General features: G+C 69.0%; 25 protein-coding genes and 3 pseudogenes. 8 read left to right on the top strand and 20 right to left on the bottom strand.

The genetic code is table 11. From position 1 onward, the window contains the following. Positions 1 to 180: 180 nt before the first annotated feature. Positions 181 to 738, top strand: a complete 558-nt coding sequence (locus tag OG852_RS02165) for a TetR/AcrR family transcriptional regulator (protein ID WP_133917271.1) — start codon at positions 181 to 183, stop codon at positions 736 to 738. A gap of 360 nt (positions 739 to 1,098) precedes the next feature. Here the strand turns inward: OG852_RS02165 and OG852_RS02160 are convergent, their stop codons facing one another. From OG852_RS02160 to OG852_RS02145, 4 genes are all read right to left on the bottom strand, one after another. Next, entirely contained in the window at positions 1,099 to 1,233 is a 135-nt protein-coding gene (locus OG852_RS02160; protein ID WP_330346892.1) for a hypothetical protein, read from the bottom strand. A 210-nt stretch (positions 1,234 to 1,443) separates the two neighbouring features. Then, on the bottom strand, positions 1,444 to 2,493 hold the full coding sequence (locus OG852_RS02155; protein WP_133917270.1) for a phosphotransferase family protein: 1,050 nt from the start codon (positions 2,491 to 2,493) through the stop codon (positions 1,444 to 1,446). Continuing rightward, on the bottom strand, positions 2,490 to 3,686 hold the full coding sequence (locus OG852_RS02150; protein ID WP_133917269.1) for an acyl-CoA dehydrogenase family protein: 1,197 nt from the start codon (positions 3,684 to 3,686) through the stop codon (positions 2,490 to 2,492). The genes OG852_RS02155 and OG852_RS02150 overlap by 4 nt, the downstream gene beginning before the upstream one ends. Before the next feature lie 74 nt (positions 3,687 to 3,760). Beyond that, positions 3,761 to 4,501, bottom strand: a complete 741-nt coding sequence (locus OG852_RS02145; protein WP_133917268.1) for an SDR family NAD(P)-dependent oxidoreductase — start codon at positions 4,499 to 4,501, stop codon at positions 3,761 to 3,763. 126 nt (positions 4,502 to 4,627) lie between these two features. Between OG852_RS02145 and OG852_RS02140 the strand changes: the two genes are divergently transcribed. Beyond that, on the top strand, positions 4,628 to 4,864 hold the full coding sequence (locus OG852_RS02140) for a TetR/AcrR family transcriptional regulator (RefSeq protein WP_133917267.1): 237 nt from the start codon (positions 4,628 to 4,630) through the stop codon (positions 4,862 to 4,864). Between the two features lie 303 nt (positions 4,865 to 5,167). Here OG852_RS02140 and OG852_RS02135 read toward each other — a convergent pair whose 3' ends face one another. The 13 genes and pseudogenes from OG852_RS02135 to OG852_RS50840 all read right to left on the bottom strand — a co-directional run. After that, on the bottom strand, positions 5,168 to 5,800 hold the full coding sequence (locus tag OG852_RS02135; protein WP_133917266.1) for a CoA transferase subunit B: 633 nt from the start codon (positions 5,798 to 5,800) through the stop codon (positions 5,168 to 5,170). A gap of 6 nt (positions 5,801 to 5,806) precedes the next feature. After that, complete coding sequence (locus tag OG852_RS02130) at positions 5,807 to 6,604, bottom strand: CoA transferase subunit A (protein ID WP_133917265.1); 798 nt, start codon at positions 6,602 to 6,604, stop codon at positions 5,807 to 5,809. A 48-nt stretch (positions 6,605 to 6,652) separates the two neighbouring features. Further along, on the bottom strand, positions 6,653 to 6,796 hold the full coding sequence (locus OG852_RS02125) for a hypothetical protein (protein ID WP_208117376.1): 144 nt from the start codon (positions 6,794 to 6,796) through the stop codon (positions 6,653 to 6,655). A gap of 117 nt (positions 6,797 to 6,913) precedes the next feature. Next, positions 6,914 to 8,491, bottom strand: a complete 1,578-nt coding sequence (locus OG852_RS02120; RefSeq protein ID WP_133917264.1) for an acyl--CoA ligase family protein — start codon at positions 8,489 to 8,491, stop codon at positions 6,914 to 6,916. A gap of 81 nt (positions 8,492 to 8,572) precedes the next feature. After that, positions 8,573 to 9,601, bottom strand: coding sequence for a dihydrodipicolinate reductase (locus tag OG852_RS02115; protein ID WP_330346891.1), 1,029 nt, complete (start codon positions 9,599 to 9,601; stop codon positions 8,573 to 8,575). Positions 9,602 to 9,615: 14 nt separating this feature from the next. Continuing rightward, a complete protein-coding gene (locus OG852_RS02110) occupies positions 9,616 to 11,121 on the bottom strand; it encodes an aldehyde dehydrogenase family protein (protein WP_133917262.1) in 1,506 nt (501 codons plus the stop codon). 47 nt (positions 11,122 to 11,168) lie between these two features. Next, positions 11,169 to 11,954 carry a gamma-glutamyl-gamma-aminobutyrate hydrolase family protein gene (locus tag OG852_RS02105; RefSeq protein ID WP_330346890.1) on the bottom strand — a complete coding sequence of 262 codons (786 nt, stop codon included), beginning with the start codon at positions 11,952 to 11,954 and terminating at the stop codon, positions 11,169 to 11,171. Continuing rightward, a complete protein-coding gene (locus OG852_RS02100; protein ID WP_330346889.1) occupies positions 11,954 to 13,060 on the bottom strand; it encodes a Zn-dependent alcohol dehydrogenase in 1,107 nt (368 codons plus the stop codon). The genes OG852_RS02105 and OG852_RS02100 overlap by 1 nt, the downstream gene beginning before the upstream one ends. Continuing rightward, entirely contained in the window at positions 13,060 to 14,433 is a 1,374-nt protein-coding gene (locus OG852_RS02095) for a glutamine synthetase family protein (protein WP_330346888.1), read from the bottom strand. The genes OG852_RS02100 and OG852_RS02095 overlap by 1 nt, the downstream gene beginning before the upstream one ends. Next, positions 14,426 to 15,052, bottom strand: coding sequence for a hypothetical protein (locus tag OG852_RS02090; RefSeq protein ID WP_330346887.1), 627 nt, complete (start codon positions 15,050 to 15,052; stop codon positions 14,426 to 14,428). Before OG852_RS02090 ends, OG852_RS02095 begins: the two co-directional genes overlap by 8 nt. A 48-nt stretch (positions 15,053 to 15,100) precedes the next feature. After that, positions 15,101 to 16,699, bottom strand: a complete 1,599-nt coding sequence (locus OG852_RS02085; protein ID WP_330346886.1) for a flavin-containing monooxygenase — start codon at positions 16,697 to 16,699, stop codon at positions 15,101 to 15,103. Between the two features lie 55 nt (positions 16,700 to 16,754). Beyond that, a complete protein-coding gene (locus tag OG852_RS02080) occupies positions 16,755 to 17,621 on the bottom strand; it encodes a phytanoyl-CoA dioxygenase family protein (protein ID WP_133917257.1) in 867 nt (288 codons plus the stop codon). A 576-nt stretch (positions 17,622 to 18,197) separates the two neighbouring features. After that, positions 18,198 to 18,386 (bottom strand): annotated as a pseudogene (locus tag OG852_RS50840) (3-hydroxyacyl-CoA dehydrogenase NAD-binding domain-containing protein); the annotation flags it as partial. Between the two features lie 379 nt (positions 18,387 to 18,765). On the opposite strand from OG852_RS50840, the gene OG852_RS02075 reads away from it, so the two are divergent. Then, the gene (locus OG852_RS02075) at positions 18,766 to 19,362 is read left to right on the top strand and encodes a TetR/AcrR family transcriptional regulator (protein WP_133917256.1); all 597 of its coding nucleotides are present in this window, start codon (positions 18,766 to 18,768) and stop codon (positions 19,360 to 19,362) included. Positions 19,363 to 19,377: 15 nt separating this feature from the next. Here OG852_RS02075 and OG852_RS02070 read toward each other — a convergent pair whose 3' ends face one another. Beyond that, positions 19,378 to 19,965: a TetR/AcrR family transcriptional regulator gene (locus OG852_RS02070; protein WP_133917255.1), complete on the bottom strand. Its 588-nt coding sequence runs from the start codon at positions 19,963 to 19,965 to the stop codon at positions 19,378 to 19,380. 152 nt (positions 19,966 to 20,117) lie between these two features. On the opposite strand from OG852_RS02070, the gene OG852_RS02065 reads away from it, so the two are divergent. From OG852_RS02065 to OG852_RS02050, 4 genes are all read left to right on the top strand, one after another. Beyond that, positions 20,118 to 20,537 carry an acyl-CoA dehydrogenase family protein gene (locus OG852_RS02065; RefSeq protein WP_330346885.1) on the top strand — a complete coding sequence of 140 codons (420 nt, stop codon included), beginning with the start codon at positions 20,118 to 20,120 and terminating at the stop codon, positions 20,535 to 20,537. Between the two features lie 40 nt (positions 20,538 to 20,577). Then, positions 20,578 to 21,528, top strand: a complete 951-nt coding sequence (locus tag OG852_RS02060) for an alpha/beta hydrolase (protein ID WP_133917253.1) — start codon at positions 20,578 to 20,580, stop codon at positions 21,526 to 21,528. Positions 21,529 to 22,121: 593 nt separating this feature from the next. Beyond that, positions 22,122 to 23,585 carry an APC family permease gene (locus OG852_RS02055; RefSeq protein ID WP_330346884.1) on the top strand — a complete coding sequence of 488 codons (1,464 nt, stop codon included), beginning with the start codon at positions 22,122 to 22,124 and terminating at the stop codon, positions 23,583 to 23,585. Between the two features lie 69 nt (positions 23,586 to 23,654). Beyond that, positions 23,655 to 24,533, top strand: a complete 879-nt coding sequence (locus OG852_RS02050; RefSeq protein WP_133917252.1) for an NAD(P)-dependent oxidoreductase — start codon at positions 23,655 to 23,657, stop codon at positions 24,531 to 24,533. Positions 24,534 to 24,838: 305 nt separating this feature from the next. Here the strand turns inward: OG852_RS02050 and OG852_RS02045 are convergent. Next, positions 24,839 to 24,993: pseudogene (locus OG852_RS02045) on the bottom strand (transposase); the annotation flags it as partial. Here OG852_RS02045 and OG852_RS02040 point away from each other — a divergent pair. Further along, positions 24,992 to 25,477 (top strand): annotated as a pseudogene (locus OG852_RS02040) (transposase); the annotation flags it as partial. The pseudogenes OG852_RS02045 and OG852_RS02040 sit on opposite strands and share 2 nt — an antisense overlap. Before the next feature lie 61 nt (positions 25,478 to 25,538). On the opposite strand, the gene OG852_RS02035 reads toward OG852_RS02040, so the two are convergent. Next, positions 25,539 to 25,913, bottom strand: a complete 375-nt coding sequence (locus OG852_RS02035) for an Imm1 family immunity protein (RefSeq protein ID WP_133917251.1) — start codon at positions 25,911 to 25,913, stop codon at positions 25,539 to 25,541. Positions 25,914 to 25,989: the final 76 nt, after the last annotated feature.

Below are 25,989 nucleotides of genomic sequence, written 5' to 3'. Positions count from 1 at the left end.
AACGTTTCTCCTGTGCAAGGGCTGGTGGGGGCACAATGAGGATGACTCGGAGGCTGCGGGCTCCGGGCTCGCCGTCGCCGCCAATGACTGCGCTGGCCATGCCCTACTCCTAGACTGTAAGCGGGGTCATGGCCCCGCTAAATATACGGGGCGCAAGCCCCGCTTTGCAAGGAGAGACAGATGGGAAGAAGGGCACCTCGCGCGGACGCGCTCCGCAACCGCGCACGAATCCTCACCGCGGCTCGCGAGGCATTCGCGCGCTATGGGGTCGACGTGCCCCTCGACGCCATCGCGGAGCGGGCCGACGTTGGCGCCGGCACGGTGCATCGACACTTTCCGACGAAGGAAGCACTCGTGGCCGCGGTCATCGCCGATCGACTCGACGATCTGGCTGACCAGGCGGCTGCGCTTGGTGACAACCCTGCCGAGGACTTCTTCGCGTTCCTCGGGGAGCTCGCCGATTCCGCCCGCGACAACCTGGCGCTCGCATCTGCGCTGGACGGCACGTTCGGAACCGAGGGCGAAGCATCCGCTGCGCGGCTAGCGGAAGCATTCGAATCTCTGCTCGTCGCGGCGCAGCGTTCCGGCGATGTGCGACATGACATCACAGCCTCGGAGGTGCACGCCGTCCTCGCCGGCGTTCTGGCGACTGAAAGCCGCCTCCCGTCGACTCGCCGGGGCCTCGGACTCGAAATCGCGATCGCCGGACTGCGGCCGGCAAGTGTGGGAAGGCGGTGAAACGAAGACCGTGTCCTATGTGGTGATCGCTCGGTGGGTCGTCCATGGGGCTGCTCTCGTCACCGTCAATTCCCTTATCGACGGGTACCGCCCGGACCGGCGTCTGCCCTTGACGCTCCGGCGCCGCGCTGCCTCGGCAGCGCCGACTCCATCGCCGACAGCATCAAGGCGATCCATCAGGCCGGTGTGACGCGGCGAGGACCCCACGCGGACCGGCGAATCCATCGACGCCACGTCGGGTGACAACACGACGTCGACAAGGGGGCCGAGGACCTCGACAAGGCCATCCTGAACGGCGACACCGGCCCGGACTTCAGCAACATCGACAAGGCGGCGGACAGGCTGAGGAACTTCTGCACCTCATGACGAGACCCCGGCGACCGGGATGGCGTCCACCACGGCCAACTCGACGCGGCCGCGGGCGGAACGGGCGAGTGCGGCGGTCATGGCCTGGTGGCGGTCATGGACGTACACCTGGCGGACCTGCTCGGTCACCTCGCCGAAGGGCGGGGTGACCGCCTTCCCACCCCGGGAACGGGACTGCCGGAAGGTGCCGAGGCGGGTGCGGTAGTAGGCGCGCAGGCGCTGACGGGGTGGGGATGGCCGTGGTTCCGGCGAGCTTCTGCTCCAGGGAGCATGCGTGCCGTGGTTCCGGCGAGCTTCTGCTCCAGGGAGCATGCGTTCGTCCCGCGGCCGTACCCCCGCCTACGCCCCCGCGAGCGCGCGCAGTTCGCGGAGAGCCTTCGAGACCAGGACCGGGACCGCCGCGCCGGCGCCTTCGTAGCCTTCGCTCACCGTCTGGCCGCGGAGGTAGCGCGCGTGGACGCCTTCGAAGATCACGGCGAGCTTCATCGAGCTGAAGGCCAGGTAGAAAGGCAGCAGGCTCAGGTCCCGGCCGGTCAACGCGGCGTATTTCTCCGCCACTTCACGGCTGGTGGGGAAGCCTCGCTGCGTGGTGACTCCCACGGCCACGGGGATCAGTTCCCGGTCCGTGTCGCCGTCGTCGTGCCAGTACGTCAGGGTCATGCCGAGATCGGCCAGGGGGTCTCCCAGCGTGGAGAGCTCCCAGTCGAGCACGCCCGCGATGCGTGGCGACTCGGTCATGTCGACGATCGTGTTGTCGAGACGGTAGTCGCCGTGGACGATCGAGGCCTCGGAGTGCGTCGGTACATGCTCCGAGAGTCTGTTCAGGAGGACGCCCATGTCCGGGAGTTCGCGGGTGTGCGAGCGCTGCCATTGCTCGCCCCAGCGGACGATCTGCCGTGCGCAGTAGCCTTGGGGCCGTCCGAAATCTGCCAGACCTGCGCTCGACGGGTCGACACCGTGCAGGTCCGCGAGGGTGCGCACCAGACCGTCGGCCAGCGCCGAGCGCGTCTCGGGGGTGAGCCCGGCAGTGTCGTCCGCCGTGCGCATGATCTGCCCGGGCACCTCGGCCATGACGTAGAAGGGGCAGCCGAGGACGTCGGGATCGGTGCAGAGCGCGAGGGTCCGGGGTACCGGGACGCCGGTCCCCGCCAGCGCGGTCTGGATGCGGTACTCGCGCTTCATGTCGTGTGCGCTCGGAAGAACCCGGCCGAGCGGGGGCCGCCGCAGGATTACGGTCGTGTGCGGGAGGTGCAGGCGGTACGTGATGTTCGACAGCCCGCCGGATATCAGCTCCGCGTGCCAGGGGCCGCCGTCCAGGAGATCCGGCAGCGTCGCTTGGAGCCACTTCTCGATGCTCGCGGCCGGCAGGCCGGGCAGATCGGTGCTCATGACCGGACCCCGCTTCCCTGTCCGGCGGTACCGGCCCGGCGCGCTGCCCGCTTCGCGATCGACATCCGGTGCGCCTCCGAGGCTCCGTCGTAGATGCGGAACGCCCGGATGTCGGCGTAGATACGGCCGATGACCAGGTCCTCGCTGGTGCCCAGGCCCCCGGCCAGCTGCACCGACCGGTCGACGACACGCCCGACGGCCTCGCTGATGAACACCTTCGCGCGCGAGGACGACTCCGTGCCCCTGCCGCCCTGGGCGACCTCCCAGCAGGCCTGCCACAGCAACGCCCGCGCCGCGACCAGGTCGATCTCGTTGTCGGCGATCATCTGCTGCGCCATCCCGAGGTCGGTCAGCCGCTGCCCGAAGAGCTCACGGTCGACCGCCCGGCCCAGGGCGATCTCGTGTGCGCGGCGGGCGGCGCCCAGCCATCGCATGCAGTGGGTCAGGCGCGCGGGCGCGAGCCGGACCTGTATGTACTGGAAGCCCCTGCCGGGCTCGCCGAGTACGGCGTCGTCGGGAACGAAGACGTCCTCGAAAAGCACGCGGCAGTGACCCCCGACCATGGTCGAGTCGATGGTGCGGGCGTGATCCGTCACCGCGAAGCCGGGCGTGCCGGTGTCGACCAGCAGCATGGTGGCCCCGTCACTCCCGCCGTCACGTGCCATGACGATCGTGAACGCGGCCCCCTCGGCCCCGGTGATCAGGTGCTTCTCGCCCGAGATCCTCCAGCCGTCAGCGACCTTGGTCGCCAGGGTGCGTACGGCCGACGGGTCGGAGCCCGCGCCGGGCGGCGGCTCGGTCATCGCGAAGCAGGAGCGAATGTCGCCGTTGACCAACGGAACGAGGTACTTGTCGCGCTGCGCCGGCGTGGCCACCACGTTCAGCAGGTGGATGTTGCCCTCGTCAGGGGCCGCGCAGTTGAGGGCGAGCGGGCCGAGCAGGCTGGTGCCGGCCTCCTCCAGGAGGACCGCCGCCTCGTCGAAGCGGAAGCCGCCCCCGCCCAGGTCCGCGGGTGCCTGGGGCGCCCAGAGCCCGGCCGCCCTGGCCGCCTGCTGGAGATCCCGGCGCAGAGCGTCGTCCACACCGTTCGTGAACGCCTCCTGTTCACGCGGGACGACCACGTCCGCCACGAACTCGGCGATCCGGTCGCGCCACTCCACGACTCGGGGTGGGAGAGAGAAATCGAAGGACATTTACGGTGACTCCGTCCGGCTCGTCAGATCGTTGCCCGGGCCGCCGCGTCCGGCCCTGTTTCCCCCGGCGGTGGTCATGCGCGCCACAGCGTTTCTCCGGGCCTGGTGACCACGATGTTGGGCACTGCGGCATGCCGCGACAGCCGGCACAGCGCCACTGTGAGCTCCGCGATGTCCGAGGCCCGGATCATCGAGGAGGGGTCGACCCGGTCGTGCACCCAGGCCGCCATGTCGGTGTCGACGTACCCGGGGGACAGCGCCGTCGCGCTCACTCCCCGCCCGCCCTCGGCGACTGTGATCGACTCGCACAGGGAGATCAGGGCCGCCTTGCTGGCGCCATAGGCGGCCAGACCCGGCTCACTCACGACTCCGGTGATCGACGCGATGGCGATGATCTTCGCGCCTGGTCCCGACGGCGCCGATCCGGCCGTACGGAGCGCCGGCAGGAGTCGCTGGGTGAGCAGCAACGCGCTCCTGACGTTCACCGACATCATCGTGTCGAACCTGTTCAGGGGATACGTCGACAGTTCGCCACCCGCGCCCATGCCCGCGGCCAGCACCAGGACGTCGAGGCCTCCGTGAAGTTCGAGATGTGCGTCGGCGAGGGCCTCGACCTCCGCCGGGTCCGCCATGTCCGCAGGCGCGGTCTCCACGCGCTGCCCGTGGGCGCGCAGTTCGTCGGCGGCGTCCTTGAGCGGCCCGTCCGTACGAGCGGACAGAGTGAGGTCGAACCCCTCTGCCGCGAGTCGCTCCGCGATGGCCCTGCCGATTCCACGAGATGCGCCGGTGACGAGCGCGGTACGCCGGGCTGTCATGCCACTCCCCATGAGCTAATGGTCATTAGCTTGGAGTTTGATCGTTTGACCAGAGAACTGTCAAGAGGCATGCGTGATACGACACAGTGAGCGAGCTAACAACCAGTAGCGGGTATCCCCGGCCGCATGATTGAGGCGCTCCACGGCGAAGATGAGTCGCACTGGGCGGGACGGGATGCGGAGGTGCCGCCGAGGCGGCAGACCGTCGACGCGCAGGCGATCTCCGCGGCGGCGCTGAGCCTGTTCGCCGAACGCGGCTACCGCGCGACGACGATGTCCGGCATCGGCGCCGTGTTCGGCATCCGCGGCCCGAGTCCGCACCGCCACGTGAGCTCGAAGCAGGCCTGCTCGGCGAGATCATGATCGAGACGATGAGGGTGCTGATCGCCGACCGGCACGCGGCACTGGACGCCGGCGGCGACGTGATCCGGCAACTTGCGGCAGATGGTCGATGCGCAGGTGCGCTACCACGCGGCACACCGTGAGCAGGCGTTAGTCGGCAACCACGAGATCGGGACCTGAAGCAGCCCCACCGCGACCAGGTGCTGCGACTTCGCCGGACCAACGAGCGGGGACTGCGCGCCGTCATCGAACAGGGCTACGCCGAGGGTGAGTCGCCGCACCTGCGGTGCTGCCTAATCTCGGATCATTGCGCAGGACGTGTCCCTACGGGCTGAGAAGGTTGGCGCCGGTGGCTTTGCGGACCTCGTCGGCGCTGACCCCGGGTGCCGTCTCACGGAGCACAAGGCCCTCACCAGTGACGTCGATGACGGCGAGGTCCGTGATGATCTGCTGCACGCAGCCCTTGCCGGTCAGCGGCAGGGTGCACTCGGGAACAATCTTGGGGCTCCCGTCCTTCGCTGTGTGCTCCATCATCACGATGACCCTCTTCGCCCCGTGGACCAGGTCCATGGCACCGCCCATGCCCTTGATCATCTTTCCGGGGATGGTCCAGTTCGCCAGATCCCCGTTGGCGGCCACCTGCATCGCGCCCAGGACCGCGACATCGATGTGGCCCCCGCGGATCATGCCGAAGGAGGAGGCCGAGTCGAAGAAGGACGCTCCCGGCAGGACAGTCACCGTTTCCTTGCCGGCATTGATCAGGTCCTCATCCACCTCGTCCTCATAGGGATAAGGGCCCACGCCCAGGATGCCGTTCTCGGACTGCAGCACCAGGTGCACCCCGTTCCGCACGTAGTTGGGGACGAGAGTCGGCAGACCGATGCCCAGATTCACGTACTGCCCGTCGGCCAATTCGTGCGCGACTCGCGCCGCCAGTTCACCTCGCGACAACGCCATTGCAGTTCAACCTTCCATCGGCTGGTGACCGGGGCCGGACACGGGGGAGGCGGCGGCTCGCTCCCGGACGGTGCGCTTTTCTATTCCCTTGCCTGCTGTGCCGACCTCGACGACGCGCTGCACGAACACACCGGGTGTGTGCACCTGCTCCGGATCGAGTTCGCCCGGCTCGACCAACTCCTCGACCTCAGCGATCGTGATCCGTCCGGCCATGGCGCACAGCGGGTTGAAGTTCCTTGCCGAGGCGTCGAAGACCAGGTTGCCGTGCCGATCACCCTTGGCCGCACGTACCAGCGCGAAATCGGTGACGATCCCCTCTTCCAGCACGTACTCCCGGCCGCGGAACCCCCGAGTCTCCTTCGCCGGCGACGCCACCGCCACCGAGCCGTCGGCGTTGTAGCGCCACGGGAGACCGCCGTCAGCGACCAGAGTGCCTACTCCCGCCGGGGTGTAGAACGCCGGAATCCCTGAACCTCCCGCTCGTAGCCGCTCGGCCAACGTGCCCTGCGGTGTCAGCTCGACCTCCAGCTCACCGGCCAGATACTGACGTGCGAACTCCTTGTTCTCGCCGACATAGGACGACACGGTGCGGCGGATCCTGCCCGCTCGGAGCAGGACGCCCAGTCCAGCCCCGTCAACGCCACAGTTGTTGGACACCGTTTCGAGATCGGTCGCGCCGACCGCGAACAATGCGTCGATCAGTACCCGCGGTATGCCGCACAGCCCGAACCCGCCGACCGCCACCGAGGAACCTGACCGTATGTCGGCCACCGCCTCAGCCGCGGAACCGATCGTCTTGTCCATGTCCACGCCTTCCTCTCGCCTTCGTGATCCGGCCTTTCAAGGGCTGACTCATCTCGCGCTCCAGCCGCCGTCGAGGGTGAAGCTGCCGCCGTTGGCCATTCCGGCTTTCATGTACGGCAAAGCCGCCCGCGTCAGCAGGAAGGGCTCCAGCATCAGCGTGAGCATCCGCCGGAACGTCTCGGGGGGACCCACGGTCCTCCGCCGATCTCCTCGCTTTCGCGTCGGCACCTGCCAACGCTCGGGCGACGGCGGCACCGATACCGCTTCCCGCGCCGGTGACAATCCCGTCGGACGAGGAGTCCGCACCGTTCAGCCGGCCCCGTTGACCGACTGTCCGGCAGCGGCCCAGGCTCGGTCCCGCAGGACGAACTTCTGGATCTTGCCGGTCGACGTCTTGGGGAGCGTGCCGAACACGACGTACTTCGGCGCCTTGAAACGGGCGAGCCGGTTCTTGACGTGCTCGATGAGTTCGGCCTGCGTGGCCGCCTTGCCGGCGTGCAGGGTGACGTAGGCGGCGGGGACCTCGCCCCAGCGTTCGTCCGGGACAGCGATCACCGCGGCCTCCAGGACGGCCGGATGCTCACAGAGGGCCTGTTCCACCTCGACGCTGGCGATGTTCTCGCCGCCGGAGATGATGACGTCCTTGCTGCGGTCCCGCAGCTCGATGTATCCGTCGGGGTGGATCACCCCGAGGTCGCCGGTGCGGAACCAGCCGTCGGGGGAGGCCTTTTCGGTTGCGGCCGGGTCCTTGAAGTAGCCGAGCATGACGTTGTTGCCGCGCAGCGCGATCTCTCCCACCGACGCGCCGTCGCGCGGGACGTCGGCGCCGTTCGCCGCGACGACGCGGACCGCGCAGGAGATCATGTTCCCCACGCCCTGCCGGGCCTTCAGCCGGGCCTGCTGGTAGGTGTCGAGCCCGTTCCACTCGGGACGCCAGTCGCAGATCATCGCCGGACCGAACGTCTCCGTGAGCCCGTACAAGTGGGTGACGTCGAAGCCCAGCTCCGCCATCCGCCGCAGGATCGCCGGACTGGGCGGGGCCCCGCCGGTGGCTATCCGCACGGCCGGGGTGACGGGGGCTGCCTCCGGTGCGTACGCGATCATCGACAGCACGGTCGGGGCCCCGTTGAGATGGGTGACGCCCTCGTCGCGGATGAGCCGCCAGATCTCGGCCGGGTCGACCTTCGGCAGGCACACGTGGGTGGCCGCCGCGGCGGTCACCGCCCAGGGAAAGCACCAGCCGTTGCAGTGGAACATCGGAAGTGTCCACAAGTGCACGGCCGTTGGCGACAGCCCTGTGTGACCCACCATGGCCAGCGCCTGCAGGTAGGCGCCGCGATGGTGGTACATGACGCCCTTGGGCCTGCCGGTCGTGCCGGAGGTGTAGTTGACCGCCAGCAGGGCCCGCTCGTCCTGCGGGGTGATCGCGTGCGGGACGGCGTCGGCGAGCAGTGACTCGTACGTTCCGTTGTCGCCCTCGCCCGCCCTGATGCGTACCGGCGGCGCGGTGAGTAGCGCGAGAGCGGCGTCGACGAGGTCGTCGAAGGCCGGGTCGTGGATCAGCACCGCCGCCTCGGAGTGCTCCAGGATGTACGCGATCTCCCGGGCGGACAGCCGGGTGTTCACCGCGACGAGCGGCACTCCGGCCCAGGGCACGCCGAAGTGGGCCTCCAGCAGGACATGGGTGTTCGGCGCCAGCACGGCCACCGGGCGCCCGCCGGCCAGCGGGGTGAGCGCTCCGGCCAGGCGACGGCACCGGTCGTGCAGTTGCGCGTACGTCCACCGCTGGTCGCCGTCCACCACCGCGAGTCGGTCGCCGTGTGCGGCGGCCGCACGGTCCAGGTAGGAAACGGGTGTGAGCGGTTCGAACGACAGGTCACCGGGCATCGGGTGAACCTCCTCTCGTATTCACGGTGCGGCGGATCCCGGTCCCGTCCGGGAGTGACCACAGATCGAAAGATCGGCTTCTCAGCGGCGCCAGGCGCCCTTGCTGGCAAGGGCGGCGACGGGAAGGTCGGCCATGGTCCGCAAGCCCGGCGCGGCCCCGACGGCAGCGACCACGGCGTTGCTCGCCACGGCCACGGTGGACAGGAAGCTCTCGTATCCGCCCGGCACCCTGACCTCGATGGTCTGCTCGTCGCCTTCGATGACGCAGGCGTCGCCGTCCTCCATGGGGTCGCCGGGCTGGAAGAGCCCGAAGTGGATGGCGAGTTCGATGACGGCCTCACCGCCGCTCAGCCCACGTGCGCCGTGCAGCACGGCGGCCACCGTCCCCGGCTCGATCCGGATGTGCTCGCCGCTCCGTGGCTCGGCGGCCAGCAGCGCGGGGCGGGGCGCATCGACGACGATCTCGTCCAGGTCCCGGCCGAGACCTGCCGCCAGCGCCGCCACCGACTGCTCGAAGCCGACATGCCCGATCACCCGGCCGGCGCCCTGCTCGGCCGCGAAGCGCTCCTCGGTCAGGCCCAGACCGAATTTCGTCAGGATGGCGCCGTAGCGCGACATGTCGGCGGTGCGCCGGATCCGCACCCGCCGCACCCGCTGGGTCAGGCTGCTCAGCAGCAGCGGCAGGGTGTCCATGATCATGCCCGGGTTGCAGCCGGTGCCGAGCACCGCGACCCCGTGCTCCACCGCGAGCTTGTCGAGCCGGCCGGAGACCTCGGGATGGCTGAGGAACGGATGACCGAGTTCCTCGCAGATGCTCACCACGTTCACCCCCCGCCGCACCAGCGCCGACAGCACCGGCTCGACAGCGTCCAGCATCGAGGTGGTGGCCACCATCGCGACATCGGCCAAGGGCAGTTCGTCGGGGTCCGCGACGACGGCGGTCCCGGACGGCGTGCCGCCCAGCAACTCCCCGAGATCGCGGCCGACCCGCTCCGGGGAGATGTCCGCCGCCCCGACCAGCGTGCAGTCCCTGCGGCCCGCCAGCGCCCGCCCGATCGCCAGGCCCGTGGCTCCCAGCCCTACCAGGGCAATGCGCGTGGTGTCCGTCATGTGTCCGCCTTTCATCATGTGAGAGCGATCCAGGTGGTCTTCAGGGCGGTGAACTTCTCCAGGCCGTGGACGCTCTTGTCGGAGCCGTGGCCGGAGAGTTTGCGCCCGCCGAAGGGCACGGACGAGTCACCCTCCTCGAAGCAGTTGACCCACACCACGCCCGCCTCGATGGCACGGGACATGCGGTGGGCGCGGGCGAGGTCGGCGGTCCACACTGAGGAACCGAGGCCGTAGTCCGAGTTGTTCGCGATCCGGACGGCCGACTCCTCGTCGGAGAAGGTGAGTACGGACAGCACCGGCCCGAAGATCTCGTGCTGGGCGAGCCGGCTGTCGGGGTCGACGTCCACGAACACGGCCGGGTCCATGTACCAGCCGGGGCCGGTGCGCGGACTGTCGGAGCCGTGGACCAGCTTGGCCCCGCTGCTGATGCCCGCGGTGACTTCGGCGAGGACCTCGCGGCGGTGCCGTTCGCTGGAGAGCGGGCCGAACTGGGTCGCCGGGTCGAGCGGGTCGCCGATGCGAAGTGCTGCCAGGTGCTCGACCACGCCCGCGACGACGGTGTCCCGGACCGACTCGTGGACGATCAGCCGCGATCCGGCGGTGCACATCTGGCCGGAGTTGAAGTGGATCGCCCAGGCGGCCGTCTCGATGGCCTTCGCCATGTCCGGCGCGTCCGGAAAGATGATGTTCGGCGACTTCCCGCCGAGCTCCAGCCACACCGGCTTGGCGTTGGACTCGGCCGCGTACCCCAGCAGTTGCTTGCCGACGCCGGTGGAGCCGGTGAACGTCAGGGTCGCGACGTCGGGGTGCCGCGCCAGCGCGGCGCCGGTCACCGGCCCGCTGCCGGTGATGACCTGGAACACCCCGGCCGGCACACCGGCCTGGTGCGCCAGTTCGGCTGCCCGGAGCATGGACAGCGGCGACTGGCTGGCAGGCTTGAGCACGACGCTGTTGCCCGCGACCAGCGCGGCGGGCACCTTGAAGGTCGACAGTGTCATGGGGAAGTTCCACGGGGTGATCGCGGCGATCACCCCGAGGGGTTCCCGGGTGACCAGGGCCACCGCCTCGCCGCGGCCCCGCGGTGACTCGTCCATCAGCTTGTCGGCGAGTTCGCCGTACCACCGGATGAGGTTGATCGTGGTGCGCAGTTCCACGGAACGGGCCGTGACGACCGGCTTGCCCATCTCCATGGCCACCAGGAGCGCGAGTTCGTCCCGGTGCCGGTCCAGCAGATCGGCCCAGCGGATCAGGATCTCGCCCCGCTCACGGGGCTCGAGCCCCGCCCAGCGGCGGTCCACGAAGGCCTGCCGGGCACCCCGGACCGCTCGGTCGACATCGCCTTCGTCGGCGGCCGGGAGGTGTACGAGAACCGAGCCGTCACGTGGCGTGACCAGCGGCAGGGTGGCTCCGCCCCGGGCCTGCGCCCACTCACCGTCCACCCACATGGCCGCCGGAAGGCGGGTGGATTCCAGCAGGTCCAGCCAGTCCTGCCGCGTCGTCGGGGTCGAAGTCCGCGTCATGATCAACACCATTCTCTGCTCGGCGGGGGTTTCGTTTGCTGTCCCGGTCAGCGGGGCTGTCCGGTGGAGACCGACTGCCCGGCGCGCCGCTGGAGCGCCTGCCCGGCGGCGTCGACCAGCCAGTCGAAGACCGGGTCCGGCGTCTGCTGCCACTCGGGGTGCCACTGCACACCGAGTACCGGACAGCCGGGCATCTCGGTGCACTCGACGACGCCGTCGGCGGCGCGTCCGGACACCACCAGCCCGTTTCCGCAGACCTCGACGGCCTGGTGGTGCCAGGAGTTGACCTGCGCGAGGGAGCCGTAGATCGACGCGGCCAGCGAGCCGGGGGAGAACCGCACGACGTGGTCGCCGGCCCCGTCGGTGAGGGCTGCCTGCCGCGAGTAGTGCTCGACGACGCTCGGGGGTATGTCGGCGACGAGCCGCCCGCCGAAGGCGACGTTGAGCAGTTGGTGGCCCCGGCACACCCCGAGCACGGGCACACTCGCGGCGACCGCGCCGTGGATCAGCAGGGCCTCGTAGGCGTCCCGCTCGATGTCGTGGGCCATGCTGTTCAGCCGCGGGTCCGCGCCGGTTGCCTCCCCCGCGTCGCCGCCCCAGCGGTTGGGATGGATGTCCTGGCCGCCGGTGACGAGCAGGCCGTCCAGGCGGCGCATCGTCTCGATGGACCCCGCCTCGAAGGGCAGGTGCACCGGGATGCCGCCCGCTTCGGCGACACAGCGGGCGTAGTCGGAGAAGTACTGGTCGACATGACGGCCGGCGTATCTGGCGTCCATGCCGCTGAGCAGGCTCGCGCTCAGCCGGCGGCCGGTGATACCGATGAGGGGTCGCATCAGACCTCCCCGATGTCGGCGACCACGCGGGTCGCCCGCCCTTTGGCCAGCAGCTCGAAGCCCTCGTTGATCCCGGCGAGCGTGACGTGCTCGGACACCATGTCGTCGAGCAGCAGCCGGCCCTGGAGATAGAGGTCGACGTAGCGCGGGATATCCGTCTTGAACTGGTTCGAGCCCATGAAGGAGCCCTGCAGGCGCTTCTCCTGAAGGAACAGTTCCGGCCCGCTGACCCGGATCGGCGTGTGCTCCGGCACCATGCCGACGACCGTGGCGAGTCCGCCAGGGCGCAGCATCGCGAAGGCCTGCTCCACCGTCGTACTCCGCCCGACCGCCTCGAAGGCGAAGTCGGCGCCGCCGCCAGTGATGTCGCGTACGGCCTCGACCGGGTCGGACTCGCCCGCGTGCAGGGCGTGCGTGGCGCCGAACCGCTCGGCTGCCTTGAGCTTCTCCGGGATCAGGTCCACGGCGATGATCTGCGTCGCGCCCGCGATCCTGGCGCCCTGGATGGCGGCCGTGCCGATCCCGCCGGTGCCGATCACCACCACGCTGCTGCCCGGCTCCACGCGGGCGCCGCGGAAGACCGCGCCCAGACCCGTGGTCACCGCGCAGCCGAGGATGCTTGCCGGGGCCATCGGCATGTCGGAAGGGATCCGTACGAGGGCGTTCTTATGGACCACCATCGCCTGGGCGAAGGCGCCGATCCCCGCCGTCGGCCGCACCGGGCGCCCGGCGGCGTTCACCAGCCGGGGACCGGGCCGCTGGTGGGAGAGCCGGGACCGGTTCTCGCACAGCGTGAGGCGGCCGTCGGTGCAGTAGCGGCACAGGCCGCAGAAGACCGACAGACAGGTGACGACGTGGTCGCCGACCCGCAGCCCCACCACATTGGCCCCGGCCGCCTCCACCACACCCGATGCCTCGTGACCGAGCACGATCGGCGGTTCCGACGCGAAGGTTCCGTCGATCTCGTGCAGGTCCGAGTGGCACAGGCCTGCGCTGACCACCCGTACCAGGACCTCGTCCGGTCCCGGCCCATCGAGCCTCAGCTTCTCGATCTCCAGCCGGCCGGGCGCGGTGTTCAGTACCGCCGCGTCGACGAGCGCCGTCATCACGGCAGCTCGAAGTAGCGGTTGGACTCCCACGTGGTGAGGTCGGCGTCGGGGTCGCCGCCGGTGGTGTGGAACTGCAGCCACTCCCAGCGCCTGGTGCCCAGCCAGTAGTCGACGAGATCCCGACCCAGCACGCCCGCCAGCAGCTCGTCGGCTTCCAGCGCGGCGGCGGCCTTGCTGATGCTGTCCGGGATCCTCGCCGTCCCCGGCGGCAGGCACCAGGCCATCTGCTCGAACGGTGCCGGCGGGTCGATCTTGCCCTCCAGGCCGGCCAGACCGCCGGCCAGCACCGCCGCGAGTACGAGGTAGATGTTCGCGTCCGCGCCCGGGGTCCGGTACTCCAGCCGGGAGTACTTCGGGTGACCGGTCACGGCGCGGACGGCCGCGCTCTTGTTGGCGATACCCCAGGTGACCGTGGTCGGGGGGCCGTCGAGGTCGACCAGGCGGCGGTAGGAGGTGATCTGCGGCAGCGCGAAGGATGTCGCTCCCGGCAGCGTGGCCATGACGCCACCGAGGAAGTGGGTCATGACCTTCGAGGGGCCGGACTCCTCGTAGAAGACGTTCTGTCCGTCCTGCTCCAGGGATACGTTGACGTGTGACGCCTGCCCGTAGCCGGCCGTCGGCTTGGCCATGAAGGTGACGCAGTGGCCCAGTCCGAACGCCACTTCGCGCATGACCTGCCGGGTGCGGGCCCAGGAGTCGGCGACGGTCACGGGGTCGGCCGGGGCGAGGTTGAGCTCGATCTGACCCGCTGCGGCCTCGTCGTTCCACGCCTCCCATTCGATGCCGAGCTCGTCCAGCCGGCGGGCGACCGCCGACATGTAGTCGTCCCAGTCCTTGGACTTGGCGAGGTGGTACGCCGATCCCGCGGCCCCGCCCAGCGGGGTCAGGTCCTGGTAGTTCTTCCGGCGGGCCTCCTGGATGGACTCCTCGAAGACCGTGGCCTCGATCTCGATCGCCACCTTGGCCCGGTAGCCCAGGCCGTCCAGCCGGTCCGTCAGGCGGCGCAGGGTGTTGCGCGGACAGGCCGGGAGCGGCTGCCCCTCCTTGTCCCGGAAATCGCCGAGGACGGCCGCGCGCCCCGGAGCCCATTCGACGATGGTCGAGGGGTCCAGGTGCAGCAGGATGTCGGGCAGGTCGCCACGCCAGGACGGCATGGCGAAACCGAACTGCGGGACGTTGCCCAGGTCGAGGCCGAAGGCCACGTCGGCGAACGCGAAGCCGGACGTCAGGCCGGACTCCAGCTTGCGCGGCGAGACGTTCTTCCCGATGAACGCCCCTTCGAGGTTGGTGCCCTCGACCCTGACGGAGGTGATGTTCCGCTCGCGGAGCCAGTTACCGATGTTCTCAGGCGTGTCAAGCATGTCAGGCATGGAACCTCACCTTCAGGGACGCGCCGGCCATCACGGACAGCTGGGGAAGGGTGCCGCGGATGGACACGGCTCCGGAGAAGACCGCGTCGAGGAAGGTGTCGGTCCCCGTGAACACCCGGGCGAGCGTGTGGGAAGGGCCGCTGACCACGTAACGCGGCAGACCGTCGCCGAGTACGTACTCGCTCTGCTCGTCCTCGCAGGTGACCACGAGTTGCCCGGGCATCCCCGGATCCGAGCCGGTGAACTCCCAGAAGCCGGTGGCGGCGTCCCGCCACGGTGGCAGCGGCGGTTCCAGCACGCTGTGCACGGCGTCGGCCAGGGGCGCCGTCGGTTCGGATCCCCGTACCTCGACGATGGTGAAGCGGTCCGCGAGATCCACGATGAGCATGAGATCGTGATCGGCGGCGACCCCGTGGTCGACCCTGGACTCGCCGTCGGCGAAGCGGATCGTCACCGCCTGGGGGTCGTCCTTCGACCGCACGACGACGGTGCCGCTCAGGCCCCGCAGCACCGGCAGCAGCTCCGGGACACGGGCGCTGGCACGAAGCGTCCGTGCGACCGACAGCACCAGCGGAGTGGGATCGTCCTCGGTTACGACAGAGACAGCCGATCGGGTCATGGCCGGCACTTCCTGTTCATGGTCAACTGGTCAACTCACTCGGGGGGTTCAGGCGGCCGGAATCGTCGTCGCGGACGCGTCAGCGGCGGTGCGGGAAAAGATCGGCGCCCTTGTGACGAGGTGATAGCTCTTCGGGTCGAAGCGCCGGGTGCGCCACCAGTACTCGGCGTTCATGCCCGGCCACAGGGTGTCGATCCGGCCGCCCTCGCCCTGGTACCAGCCCTCGCAGCCGGAGCCGTAGACGCTCCCGGACAGCCGGCTCTGCGTCTTCCAGTACGAGCGGCGCTGCACGTCGAGCCGTACGTCCAGCGCGGACAGCCCACGCCGGCGCATCAGCTCCAGCGCGCCGGTGATGTACCGGACCTGGCACTCGATCATGAAGGCGTAGGATCCCGCGCCGATCGCGGTGTTGGGCCCGGAGATCAAGAAGAGGTTCGGGTAGCCGGAGACGGTGATACCCAGGTGGGTCTGGGCGCCGTCCGACCACGCGTCGTGGATTTCGGTCCCGCCGGTGCCGAAGACCTTCATCGGCATGAAGCCCTCGACCGCGAAGCCGGTATTGAAGACGATGGTGTCGACCGGCCGCTCCACGCCGTCCGGACCGACCACCGAGCGGGGCCGCACTTCGGTCAGCGCGCTGGGGATCAGCTCCACGTTCTCCCGCAGCAGCGTCGGGTACCAGTCGTCGGACATGATGCGCCGCTTGCACCCGACGCTGTAGTCAGGGGTGACCGCCCGGCGCAGCTCCGGGTCCGGGATCGAACGCTCGATGAAGTCCTCGGCGTACCGCTGCTGCTTGCCGACCGTCTCGTTCTGCTTCTCGAAGGCGTACGCCACCTTGTCGTTGCCCCAGAAGCGGCGCCAGCGCTGCGCCTTGAGCACGAACGGCACGTGCCGGTAGACCGCCGCCTCGATCCGGCCGATCGGCCGGTCGTCGCGTGGGAACACCCAGGGCGCGGAGCGCTGGTAGACGTACACCTGCTCCGCGTCCCGGGCGATGCACGGCACGAGCTGTGCGGCGCTCGCACCGCTGCCGATGGCGGCGATACGGCGCCCCGTGGCGTCGAAGGAGGCGTCCCACTCGGCCGAGTGCAGTACCTGGCCCTCGAACTGGTCCAGGCCGGGGATGCTGGGGATGGCGGGTGTGCTGAGGTGCCCGGTCGCGTTGACGACGACGTTCGCGGTGTACGTCGCGCCCGAGCGGGTGGAGATCTGCCACAGCTGCTCGTTCTCGGCGTACCGCATCTCCGTGACGTCGGTGCCGAACCTGATGTGGCGGCGGATGCCGTACTTCTCCGACAGGCCGATCAGGTACCGCTGAAGCTCGGCGCCGCCGGCGTACAGGCGGGACCAGCCGGGGTTCGGCTCGAAGGACAGCGAGTACTGGAGGATCGACGTGTCGACGGCGATCCCGGGGTAGATGTTCGCCCGCCAGGTGCCGCCGACCTCCTCGGCACGCTCAAGGACGGCCAGGGAGTCGACCCCTATCCCCTTGAGCTTGATCGCGGCACAGATCCCGCCCATCCCGGAGCCGATGACGACGACCGCGTAGTGGCCGCCCGGCGCGGGGTCGGTGTGCCGGCTCCGGCTCTGGCCGGGTACCGAGTCCGGTCGGTCCGGTTGCGCCGTCGCGCGAGCGAGATCCATGTGTCTGTTCCTCTCAGTGTCCGAGCGGGGCAGGCTTTTGCCGTCGGGGGGCCGGTCAGAGCTTCAGGTACTCGGCCAGCTCGGCGTAGTCGACCTGCCACAGGCCCGGGGAGCCCTTGGGGTACTGGGACCGGAAGCCGAGCAGGCGCTGCACCCGCTCAGGCAGCGACCGGACGAGCTCGTGGTCGACGATGAAGGGGTACGCCTCCTCCGGGGTGAGGAAGCTGGGCTGGAAGGCCCAGGCCACACCGCGCCGGTAGAAGTCCGTCGTCCGGTTGTGGCCGCCGCCGTGGACGACCTTGCCGTTGATGAACAGCACGTCGCCGCTCTTCATCTCGGCGGGGATCGTCATCTCCGGGTTGCCGCGGTCCTCGTAGTCCGGCCAGTGGTTGCTGCCGGGGATGACGCGCGTGGCGCCGTTCTCCTCGGTGAAGTCGGTCAGCGCGACCAGAAAGTTGATCATTGTCTCGGGGCCGGCCGGCCCCATGCCGATGAACGGGTAGTTATTCTCCAGATCACGGTGGAGCGGCTGCGCCTTGTTCCCCGGCCCGATCTCGATCACCTGCGCGGTGTTCATCCAGTACGCCCCGGACTCTTCCAGGAAGACCGCGTCCGCCAGGGCGGCGACGATCTCGTGGTTGAGGATCTCCTCGCGGAAGGTCTTGCTCAGCGTGACGAGGTTGGTGAGCCGCTTGGTGTTCTTGCCGTGGAAGTCGGCGATGCCCTCGTCACCGGGGTTCTTGGCGCCTGGCTCCAGGGCGTGCATCGCCGGGTCGATCTCGGCGTTGAAGCGGCGGACCTGGTCCTGGGACAACAGCTGCTGGATGATCACCCCGCCGTCCTCGGACACGATGGCCAGAATGTCGGCGACCGGAGTCGCTGCCGGGACGGAGCGCAGTTTCACGTTCGTGCTGGTGGTCATCTCGTACCCCTTGTGCATACCGGGTGGGCGGTGGGAGGGACGTGCGGGGAGGCTCGGACACCGGCTGACGGGGGGCCGGCGTGGGACACGGAGGTCGGGCGAGCCGTTTTTGGTCGTAAGACCAAGTCCGATGACCACATCGTGAGGCTGGTATGAACTGATGTCAACGGTCGATGTGGCGGAAATTCGAGAGCGTCCCAGCCCCGTAACCTGGGGGTGCCGGAAGATCCAGGAGGGGCTGGGCGAAGCGCCGGGCCCGGGTGACAGTCTTCGACTGCGACGCTCCACCTCCGCTCCAACCGGCCAACTAGCAGAAAAGTTGGTCACTTGATCTAGAGGGAATCGGACTTGATGGGGACTTCGCGGGAGGTGGCTGTGATGGCCCTGTCGGCGGCGAGTCGGGCGAACGCGACATTCGACCGGTAACACAACGTTTACCGGGGGCATCCACGTCAGGCACAGGCCCAGAAGCCCCGCCTGGTCTTGCCGCCGAGCAGGCCGGCCCGACATCGGGCCAGGAGCGGCGGAGGTGCGCAGCCACGCACCACCGTCTACGGCGGGCTTCATGATCGGAACGGACGATGCGCTGGAGGCGAGCACCGCTCGCGGCGGGTGGGCGATCGCGTCCAGCCGCTGGAAGGGGCAGACCTTCGCGGTCTCGTCCTCGGCGGTCGTCTCAACCAGCAGATCGCGATCGGCGGCTCCGTCCAAGCGCGTGACGCCCCTGATCCGTGCCCATCGGACAAGCGGCCCGGTCGCCGCCACCCACGCCGACGGCCCGCAACGCCCCGGGCTATCCGTGTCCCCCCGGTGGTGGACGCCGCGTATGTCCCCCCCGGCGCCCGTGGGTCATCGCACCCTTCGGTCACACGCGGGCGGTCCCCTCCAGGAAGGCCGGCGGTGTCAACGGAGTGTATGAGGCTCGGGTCACGGTGACCTCGCGTCGCGCGTGGGGGCAGGGGCTCAACGCAGGGAGTACCGAAACCTGGTCAACGGTCCGAGTCGGTCCGAACGGTTGGTGAAGCCGGGCCATGCGTCCCAGCAATGCCCTGATTCTGGCCGGTCGCGAGTCATGGGCATGCGACTTAGTCACGGTACCCTGACAGGCGACAGTCACCTCCGTACACGTAGATAGGGTTCTGCCATGGCGCGACTCCGAGCCACCCAGCGCCGCGAGGTCTTCATCCAGGCGGCCGTCGACGTGATCGCGGAATTCGGGGTGGACGGTGCCACCACCCGCCGGATCGCGGCGCAGGCCGGCGCGCCTCTCGCGAGCCTGCACTACTGCTTCAGCTCCAAGGAGGAGCTCTTCTTCGCGATCTACGAGCAGCAGATCGCCACGCTGGAGAACACCGTCTGGCAGGTACGCGAACGAGCCGGCCTGGGCCGCACCGCGGCCAGCCTGCTCCGGCAGCTCATGGGCTACTACCAGTCTGCCCAGAAGCATGCGCACGCCCAGGCGGAGCTGTTCTTCTGGGTCCTGCGCCAGGAGGGGGAACTTGCCTCCAAGGCCTACCAGATCCATCTCGACGTGATGATCAAGACCCTCAACAAGGGGATGCGCGAGGGTGACGAGGCGAAGCTCGTGGAGCCACTGGCCCGCATGATCGCCGCCGTGAGTGACGGGCTGGTCTACCAGTGGCTGGCGTTCCGGGACCCCGACCACCTGATGGTCGACATCGACCTGGCCACCGAGGCGATGGAGCGGCTGGCCGACGGACACCGGGCCGGGCGGCCCTGACCACTGCCCCCGCGCTCACGACCGCGGGGACGCCCCGACCATACTGAGGGCGAACTCTCCGTACTGCCAGGCCACGGTGTCCTCAGTCAGTTCGCCGTCGTCCCGGAACCAGGTGGCCACGCCCATACCGAGATCCAGGATCGCGTACGAGGCCAGCCGCACCGACGCGACACTGAAGCACCCCGCCGCAACACCCTCCGTCACCAGGTCGCGGAATCCCGCCTCGTACTCCGCGCGGCGGGTCAGGATCTTCGTACGGTGGGGCTCGGCCAGGCTGCGGATCTCGCGATTGCCGACGAACGCCTCCTGTCGATGGCGGGCGTGGTAGCGCACGTGGGCCTCGGTGGCGCGCCGCAGCCGCTCGGTGGGATCACTGCTGCTGTCGACGGCCACCCGGTGCAGCGCCAGCAGGTTGTCCATGGTGTCCGTCATGATCTGCACGAGCAGATCCTGCTTGGACGCGACGTGCTTGTACAGGCTCGGTCCGCGGATCCCCACCGCCGCGCCGATGTCGGCCATCGTGGTCGCCCCGTAGCCGAGCCTGGTGAACAGGTCCAGCGCCGCGGCGCGGATGCCCTCGGTCCGCGATCCCGACACGGTCATCCCCGCTCACCCCTCAGATTTGTACTCCCACGCCAGTGCAGACCGGCTAGGCAAAAGTAGCAGGAGCGTCATCGGATCGAATCCCTGACCCTTGTCATCCGGTCTGTGCCGCCTTACAGTCGGCTAACCCTCATTAGCCGACAGGAGTACTCATGACTGTCGATCTCTTCCCCGGCCCGGTCGTGGCGGAGCTCGCCGACCCCGGCGCCCGCTTCATCCGGGAGACCGTGCTCCCCGTCGAGGACCGGCACAGGGGAGTCGTGCACTCGGAGGCCGTACGAGTGGACCTCCAGTGTGCGGCGAAGGAGGCGGGGTTTTTCGCCCCCCATGGCGCGGCCGAGTACGGCGGTCACGGACTGGACATGCGGGGCCGCACCGCGGTGTTCGAGGAGGCGGGCTACTCGCTGCTCGGCCCGCCGGCGCTGAACATCGCCGCTCCCCGGCATATCGGGATACTCGACGAAAACCTCTTCGGGGCCCGGCAGTCGTCTTCCTCGCCGGCCCGGCCTCGGCGTACTTCACCGGCACCACCCTCGCCGTCGACGGCAGAATGTCCTGTCACTGTCCGGTGACCCCTGAGCCCTGCACGTCGCGCACCGTCCCGGAGGCACCGTGAAACTCGATCCCGACGCGCAGGCGTCGGCCGACCTGCTCAAGGAGCTGCTTCCGCGACCGCTGCACACGCTGGGCGTTGCGGGTGCACGAGAGTGGGTCCGCGCACGCGCCTCCGACCTTCCGCCTCCGGTCATCCACGAGGTGTACGACCGGACCGTCCCCGGCGCGGAAGCCGAGATCCCGGTCAGGGTGTACCGGCCCGGCCCCGAGGCCGGACTGCCGGTCCTGGTGTACCTCCACGGAGGCGGCTGGACGGTGGGCGGTCTGAACGGCGTGGACGCCCTGTGCCGCACGCTGTCGACGGCGGCGGGCTGTGTCGTCGTCTCGGTGGACTACCGTCTCGCGCCCGAGCACAAGTTCCCCGAGCCGCTCGACGACTGCTTCCGCGCCCTGACCTGGGTGTCCTCCCACGCCGCCGAACTGGGCGCGGACTCGTCCCGCATCGCGATCGGCGGCGACAGCGCCGGCGCCAACCTCTCCGTGGCCGTGTGCCTGCTCGCCCGCGACCGGGGCGGCCCACCCATCGTCTTCCAGTTGCTGGCCTACCCGCCCACCGAGTACGGCGTGCCGCGCCCGTCCTGGACCGAGTACGCCGACGGTCCATTGATCACCAGCGACGACGTCCTGTGGTTCTGGGACCAGTACCTGCGCGACGAGGCCGACCGCGCCGACCCGCTCGCCGTGCCCGCGAACGCTCGCGACCTGCGAGGCCTCCCGCCGGCGTTCATCATCACCGCGGAGTGCGACCCGTTGCGCGACGGCGGGGAGGACTTCGCCCGCCGGCTACGAGAGGACGGCGTACGAAGCGCCGCCAAGCGCTACCCGGGCGTCTTCCACGCCTTCTTCACCGAGGTCGGAACCATCGCACGGGCGAAGGAGGCGGTCGACGACGCCGCCAGGCACCTCGTCCACGCGTTCGGAGCGGACACCCAGGATGCCAGTTCCTGATCACATGACCAAGTTGATTGGCTCCGGCGGCAGCTTACCCAGGTGATCGAGGGCAGGCGGTGCCGTGCCGGTCACCCGGCACGGGGGGCCCTTCCCTGCGAGTGTGGAAGCACTCGGAATTCCTTGAATTGCGTTTCCCGCACGTTTCGGCGGGCGGTGCACCTACCGCGTGCCCGCGTGCCCTAGATCGGCAAATCGCGTTGACGTGGATGAACGCAGCCCAGGTGAGATCGCGATGAGCGCGGCCCGTCAACGCCGTTGACCTCACCGCAATACGGGCCGAGTTGGCACCGGACCTCGTTGCTTCCGGGGTGTCGTGCCGTGCCGGAGCTAATCGCAATCTTCGGAGAGAATTCCTTTCCTTGCCCCTGTCAGGCGAAACAAAGAATTTACCGCCCCCCTGTCTTGCCTACTTGGGACATGCGACCTAGTCTTTCGACCAATTCGCTCGGCTGAACGCAACTCACCCAGTCCGGACCGATCTCATCCTGGACCCCGCCGAGACACGAACTCCAAGGGCAGCCCGCTCAGATCTCAACCCTCGCCGCCGAAGCCCCTGTCCAGGGGCAGGGGCCATCGTCAGGAGACAACCCATGAGTTCCGTGAGACCAGTGACCGAGACGGAGGCGCCGTCCGTGGGAGTGGCTTCAGAGCCCCAGTTGCGCGGCAACCTCAGCATGTTCCACCTACTGTTCACCGTGCTGGCCTTCAACGCACCCATGGCGGTCGTCGTCGGCTTCATCCCGCTCGTCGTCGGCTACGGCAACGGCATCGGCGCACCGATGGCCTTCGTGGCGGCAGGCGTGATCCTGGCCCTGTTCGCCGCCGGCTTCACCACGATGGCCCGGCATCTCCCCAATCCCGGTGGGTTCTACGCCTACATCACCGCAGGCCTGGGCCGGGTCGTCGGGCTGGGCTCCTCGTTCCTGGCACTCCTGTGCTACTACGCCATCACCCTGTCCTGCTACGCGTATTTCGGTCTGGTGCTCAAGTCGCTCATCCACGACAGGTACCACGGACCGGCGATCAGCTGGTGGCTCTGGGGCCTGGCGCTGGTGGCGGTCGTCGGCGTGCTGGGCTATTTCAAGCTCGACGTGTCAGCGCGGGTCCTGTCCGTGCTGCTGGTGTGCGAGGTCGTCATCGTCCTGGTCTACGACGCCTGCGTGGTGTCCAAGGGCGGCGCCTCGGGTTTCAGCCTCTCCTCCTTCACCCCGCACGCGGCCCTCTCGGGGTCGACGGGTATCGCCCTGCTGTTCGCCGTCCTCTGTTTCGGCGGGTTCGAGGCGACCACCATCTTCCGCGACGAGGTGCGCGACCCGGACCGCACCGTGCCCCAGGCGACGTACCTGTTCATCGGCCTGGTGACGCTCCTGTACGCCGGCAGCGCGTGGCTGCTGATCCAGGCGTACGGCACCGACAAGGTGGTGGCTGCCACGGCTGCCAACCCGACCCAGTCGTTCATGGACAGCGCCGCCGCGTACAGCGGGCGCGTCGTGGTTGACCTGGCCACCGTGCTGCTCACCACCAGCATCTTCGCCGCGGCGCTGTCCAGTCACAATGTCACGGCCCGCTATCTCTACAACCTCGGCGCGGACGGAATCCTGCACAAGGGGCTCAGCAAGGTGCACCCCCGCCAGGGCGCCCCCTACCGCGCGTCCCTGGTCACCACCGTGACGACGGTCCTCGGCCTGGCGCCCTTCGTCATCTTCGCGGCCGACCCCACCCTTCTGTACGCGACCCTGAGCGGCGTCTTCGGCTACGCACTGATCGTCCTGCTGCTGGTCACCGGAGTCGCGATCCCCGTCTACCTCCGGCGGACCAGGCCGAGCGACACCAACGTCTGGAAGTCAGTGGTCGCGCCCGTCCTCGCTCTCACCGGTCTCGCCGTGTCGCTGGTCCTGGCGACGCAGAACTTCAGCACCCTCATCAGTGGCTCCAAGAGCCTGACAAACGGGATGTTCGCCCTCGTCTATGGAACGTTCGTAGTGGGCGTCATCACGGCCTTGGTCTACCGCCGGTCCCGCCCGGACGTCTACCAGCGCATCGGCCGGCAGTAGGCACCGAGCAGCCGCCACTCCGACCCGCAGGGCCTGTACGAAAATGAACGAAAGAGGAAGGTGGACACCTTGTCCGACGTAAGTGTTCTCGGTCTCGGCCTGATGGGGACGGCGGTCGCGTCCGCGATCGTGGAAGGCGGTCGGGAGGTCACGGTGTGGAACCGCACCGCCACCAAAGCGGAGAAGCTCCGCGAGCGGGGTGCCGGCGTGGCGGAGTCGGCGGTCGCCGCCGCCCAGGCGAGCCCGGTGGTCATCTCGGTCCTCACCGACAGCGCGGCGCTGCGCACAGCCCTGGGCGACGACGTCCGGCTCGACGGACGGACGATCGTCAACCTCGCGACGGGAACACCCAACCACGCGATCGAGACCGACGCGTGGGTCAGGGAGCGTGGTGGCCGCTATCTGCACGGGACCATCGCCGCGTACCCCAAGGACATCGGCCAGCCGGGTGGAGGTGTCGTCTTCTCCGGGCCCGTGGAGATCTGGAACGAGCTGGAGCCGACCCTGCTGCTGCTCGGCGGCACCACCAACCACGCGGGCGACAACGTGGGCGACGCCTGTGCCCTGGACCTCGGCATGCTCATCTTCTACATGGCTGCGGAAGGCGCCTTCCAGGAAGCACTGGCGTTCGCGTCGGCGTACGGCGTCTCGCCCCGGAGGCTGCTCAACCACACGCTGCCGACCGTGGCGATCCTGGAACGGGAACTCCGCGACTCGGTGGACCGCGTCGAGAAGGGCGACTACAGCACGGACGAAGCGACCATCGACACGTTCTTCGCCTGTATGGAACTGGCCAGCACATCCTCCTACGACATCGGCCTGCGTGGCCCGATGACGGAAGGTGCGCGCAAGCTCTACCAGCGCGCAGTGGAGGCCGGGCGCGGAGCCGACCTGCCCGCGGCGCTGTTCCCGCTTCTCCTGGAGAAGCCCGCGCCGCAGGCAGACTGACCGCGCCACCGTCGGCGGCGTCCCCGAGCCCCCGCTTCCCGCCCTGACGCGGGGCGGGGGCCCACCGTCATCCGAGAAGATGCGGGACGTGCAGCACGGCCAGGGCCTGTGTGATGTCGTGATCAATGGTGCCGGTCCCGGTCCGGCGGGAGAGCGGATCCGGTAGGAACGAGGACTGTGACGCGCAGGCAACTCGCCGATCAGTGAGAGTTGATCGAGCCGTATGTGCCGATCGGTGAGTACGGCCCGTATCCCGAGCGGCTGTGGGATCAGTTCGAGGTGGTGCGCATCAGGACAGCGGCCGCGCCGCGGTTCTTGATCTCGGTCAGGACCTGAAGCCAGTACTTCGCGCCCTCCCCGCCGTCGCCGATCCACAGGCCCAGGATGTCCCGTGCCCCTCGGCGGTGACCGCCACCGCCATGTAGATGGGCCGGTTGGCGACCTTCCCGTCCCTGACCTTGGTTCGCGCCCTCGGGCGTGACCCCGGGACAATCTCTCGCGAGCTGCGCCGCAACGCCGCCACGCGCGGCGGCAAGCAGGAGTACCGCGCGACGGTCGCCCACTGGAAGGCCCAGCAGGCGGCCAAGCGCCCGAAGTGCGTGAAGCTTCTGGGCAACGACCGGTTGCGCCAGTACGTTCAGGAGAGGTTGTCGGGGAACGTTCACCGGCCTGACGGGACGGTCGTCGCGGGACCGCAGACGCCTCCGTGGAAGGGGCTGAACAAGCCGCACCGGCAAGACAGGCGGTGGGCGACAGCATGGAGCCCGGAACAGATCTCGCACCGGTTGAAGGCCGACTTCCCCGAGAATGAGTCCATGCGCATCAGCCACGAGGCGATCTACCAGTCGCTGTTCATCGAGGGCCGTGGTGCGCTCAAGCGTGAGCTGGTCGCCTGCCTGCGCACCGGGCGGGCGCTTCGAGAGCCTCGGTCGAGGTCGCGGAATGTGGACGATCACGTAGTTCCCCACCCAGGTGTTCACGTAATTCCCCTGGTGGTGCCGCGGTTCAACGGTCGACAGACCACGCAACATGAGGTGGCGGGGCACCCGTGGTCAGGATGTGTTGAACGACCTGGAGTGCCTCCGCCAGGGGCAGCGTGTCCTCGTCGGGGTACTCGTCGTGCTGTCCGTTCGCCAGGACGAAGCCCGCGCTGGAGCCGCTCGCGCCCGGGTCCACTGCGTGTTCGCCGGGGTCGTCTTCGCCGTCCAGCAGCATGACCATGGCCCGCTTGGTGTTGCTGATGAAAGCCAGTGACCGGCCGGACGAACTGGTCAGCCATGTCTCGAGGAGGCTGGCGTTGATCCGTTCCCGCAGCACCTCGATCGCCGCCGCCGGTGACGGCGGCGCGGTGTCATCGGCGAAGGCCCAGGACTCGATCATGTGCTCGACCTTCTCACACTGGACTGTGGGAAGCTGGCGCTACTGACTTCGGCTCGTCAGGGTGAATCTTCGAGAA

It is taken from the genome of Streptomyces sp. NBC_00582, assembly GCF_036345155.1.
Taxonomy (GTDB): domain Bacteria; phylum Actinomycetota; class Actinomycetes; order Streptomycetales; family Streptomycetaceae; genus Streptomyces.
The sequence above is the reverse complement of the archived record's forward strand: the minus strand, read 5'-3'. Positions and strand labels throughout refer to the sequence as shown.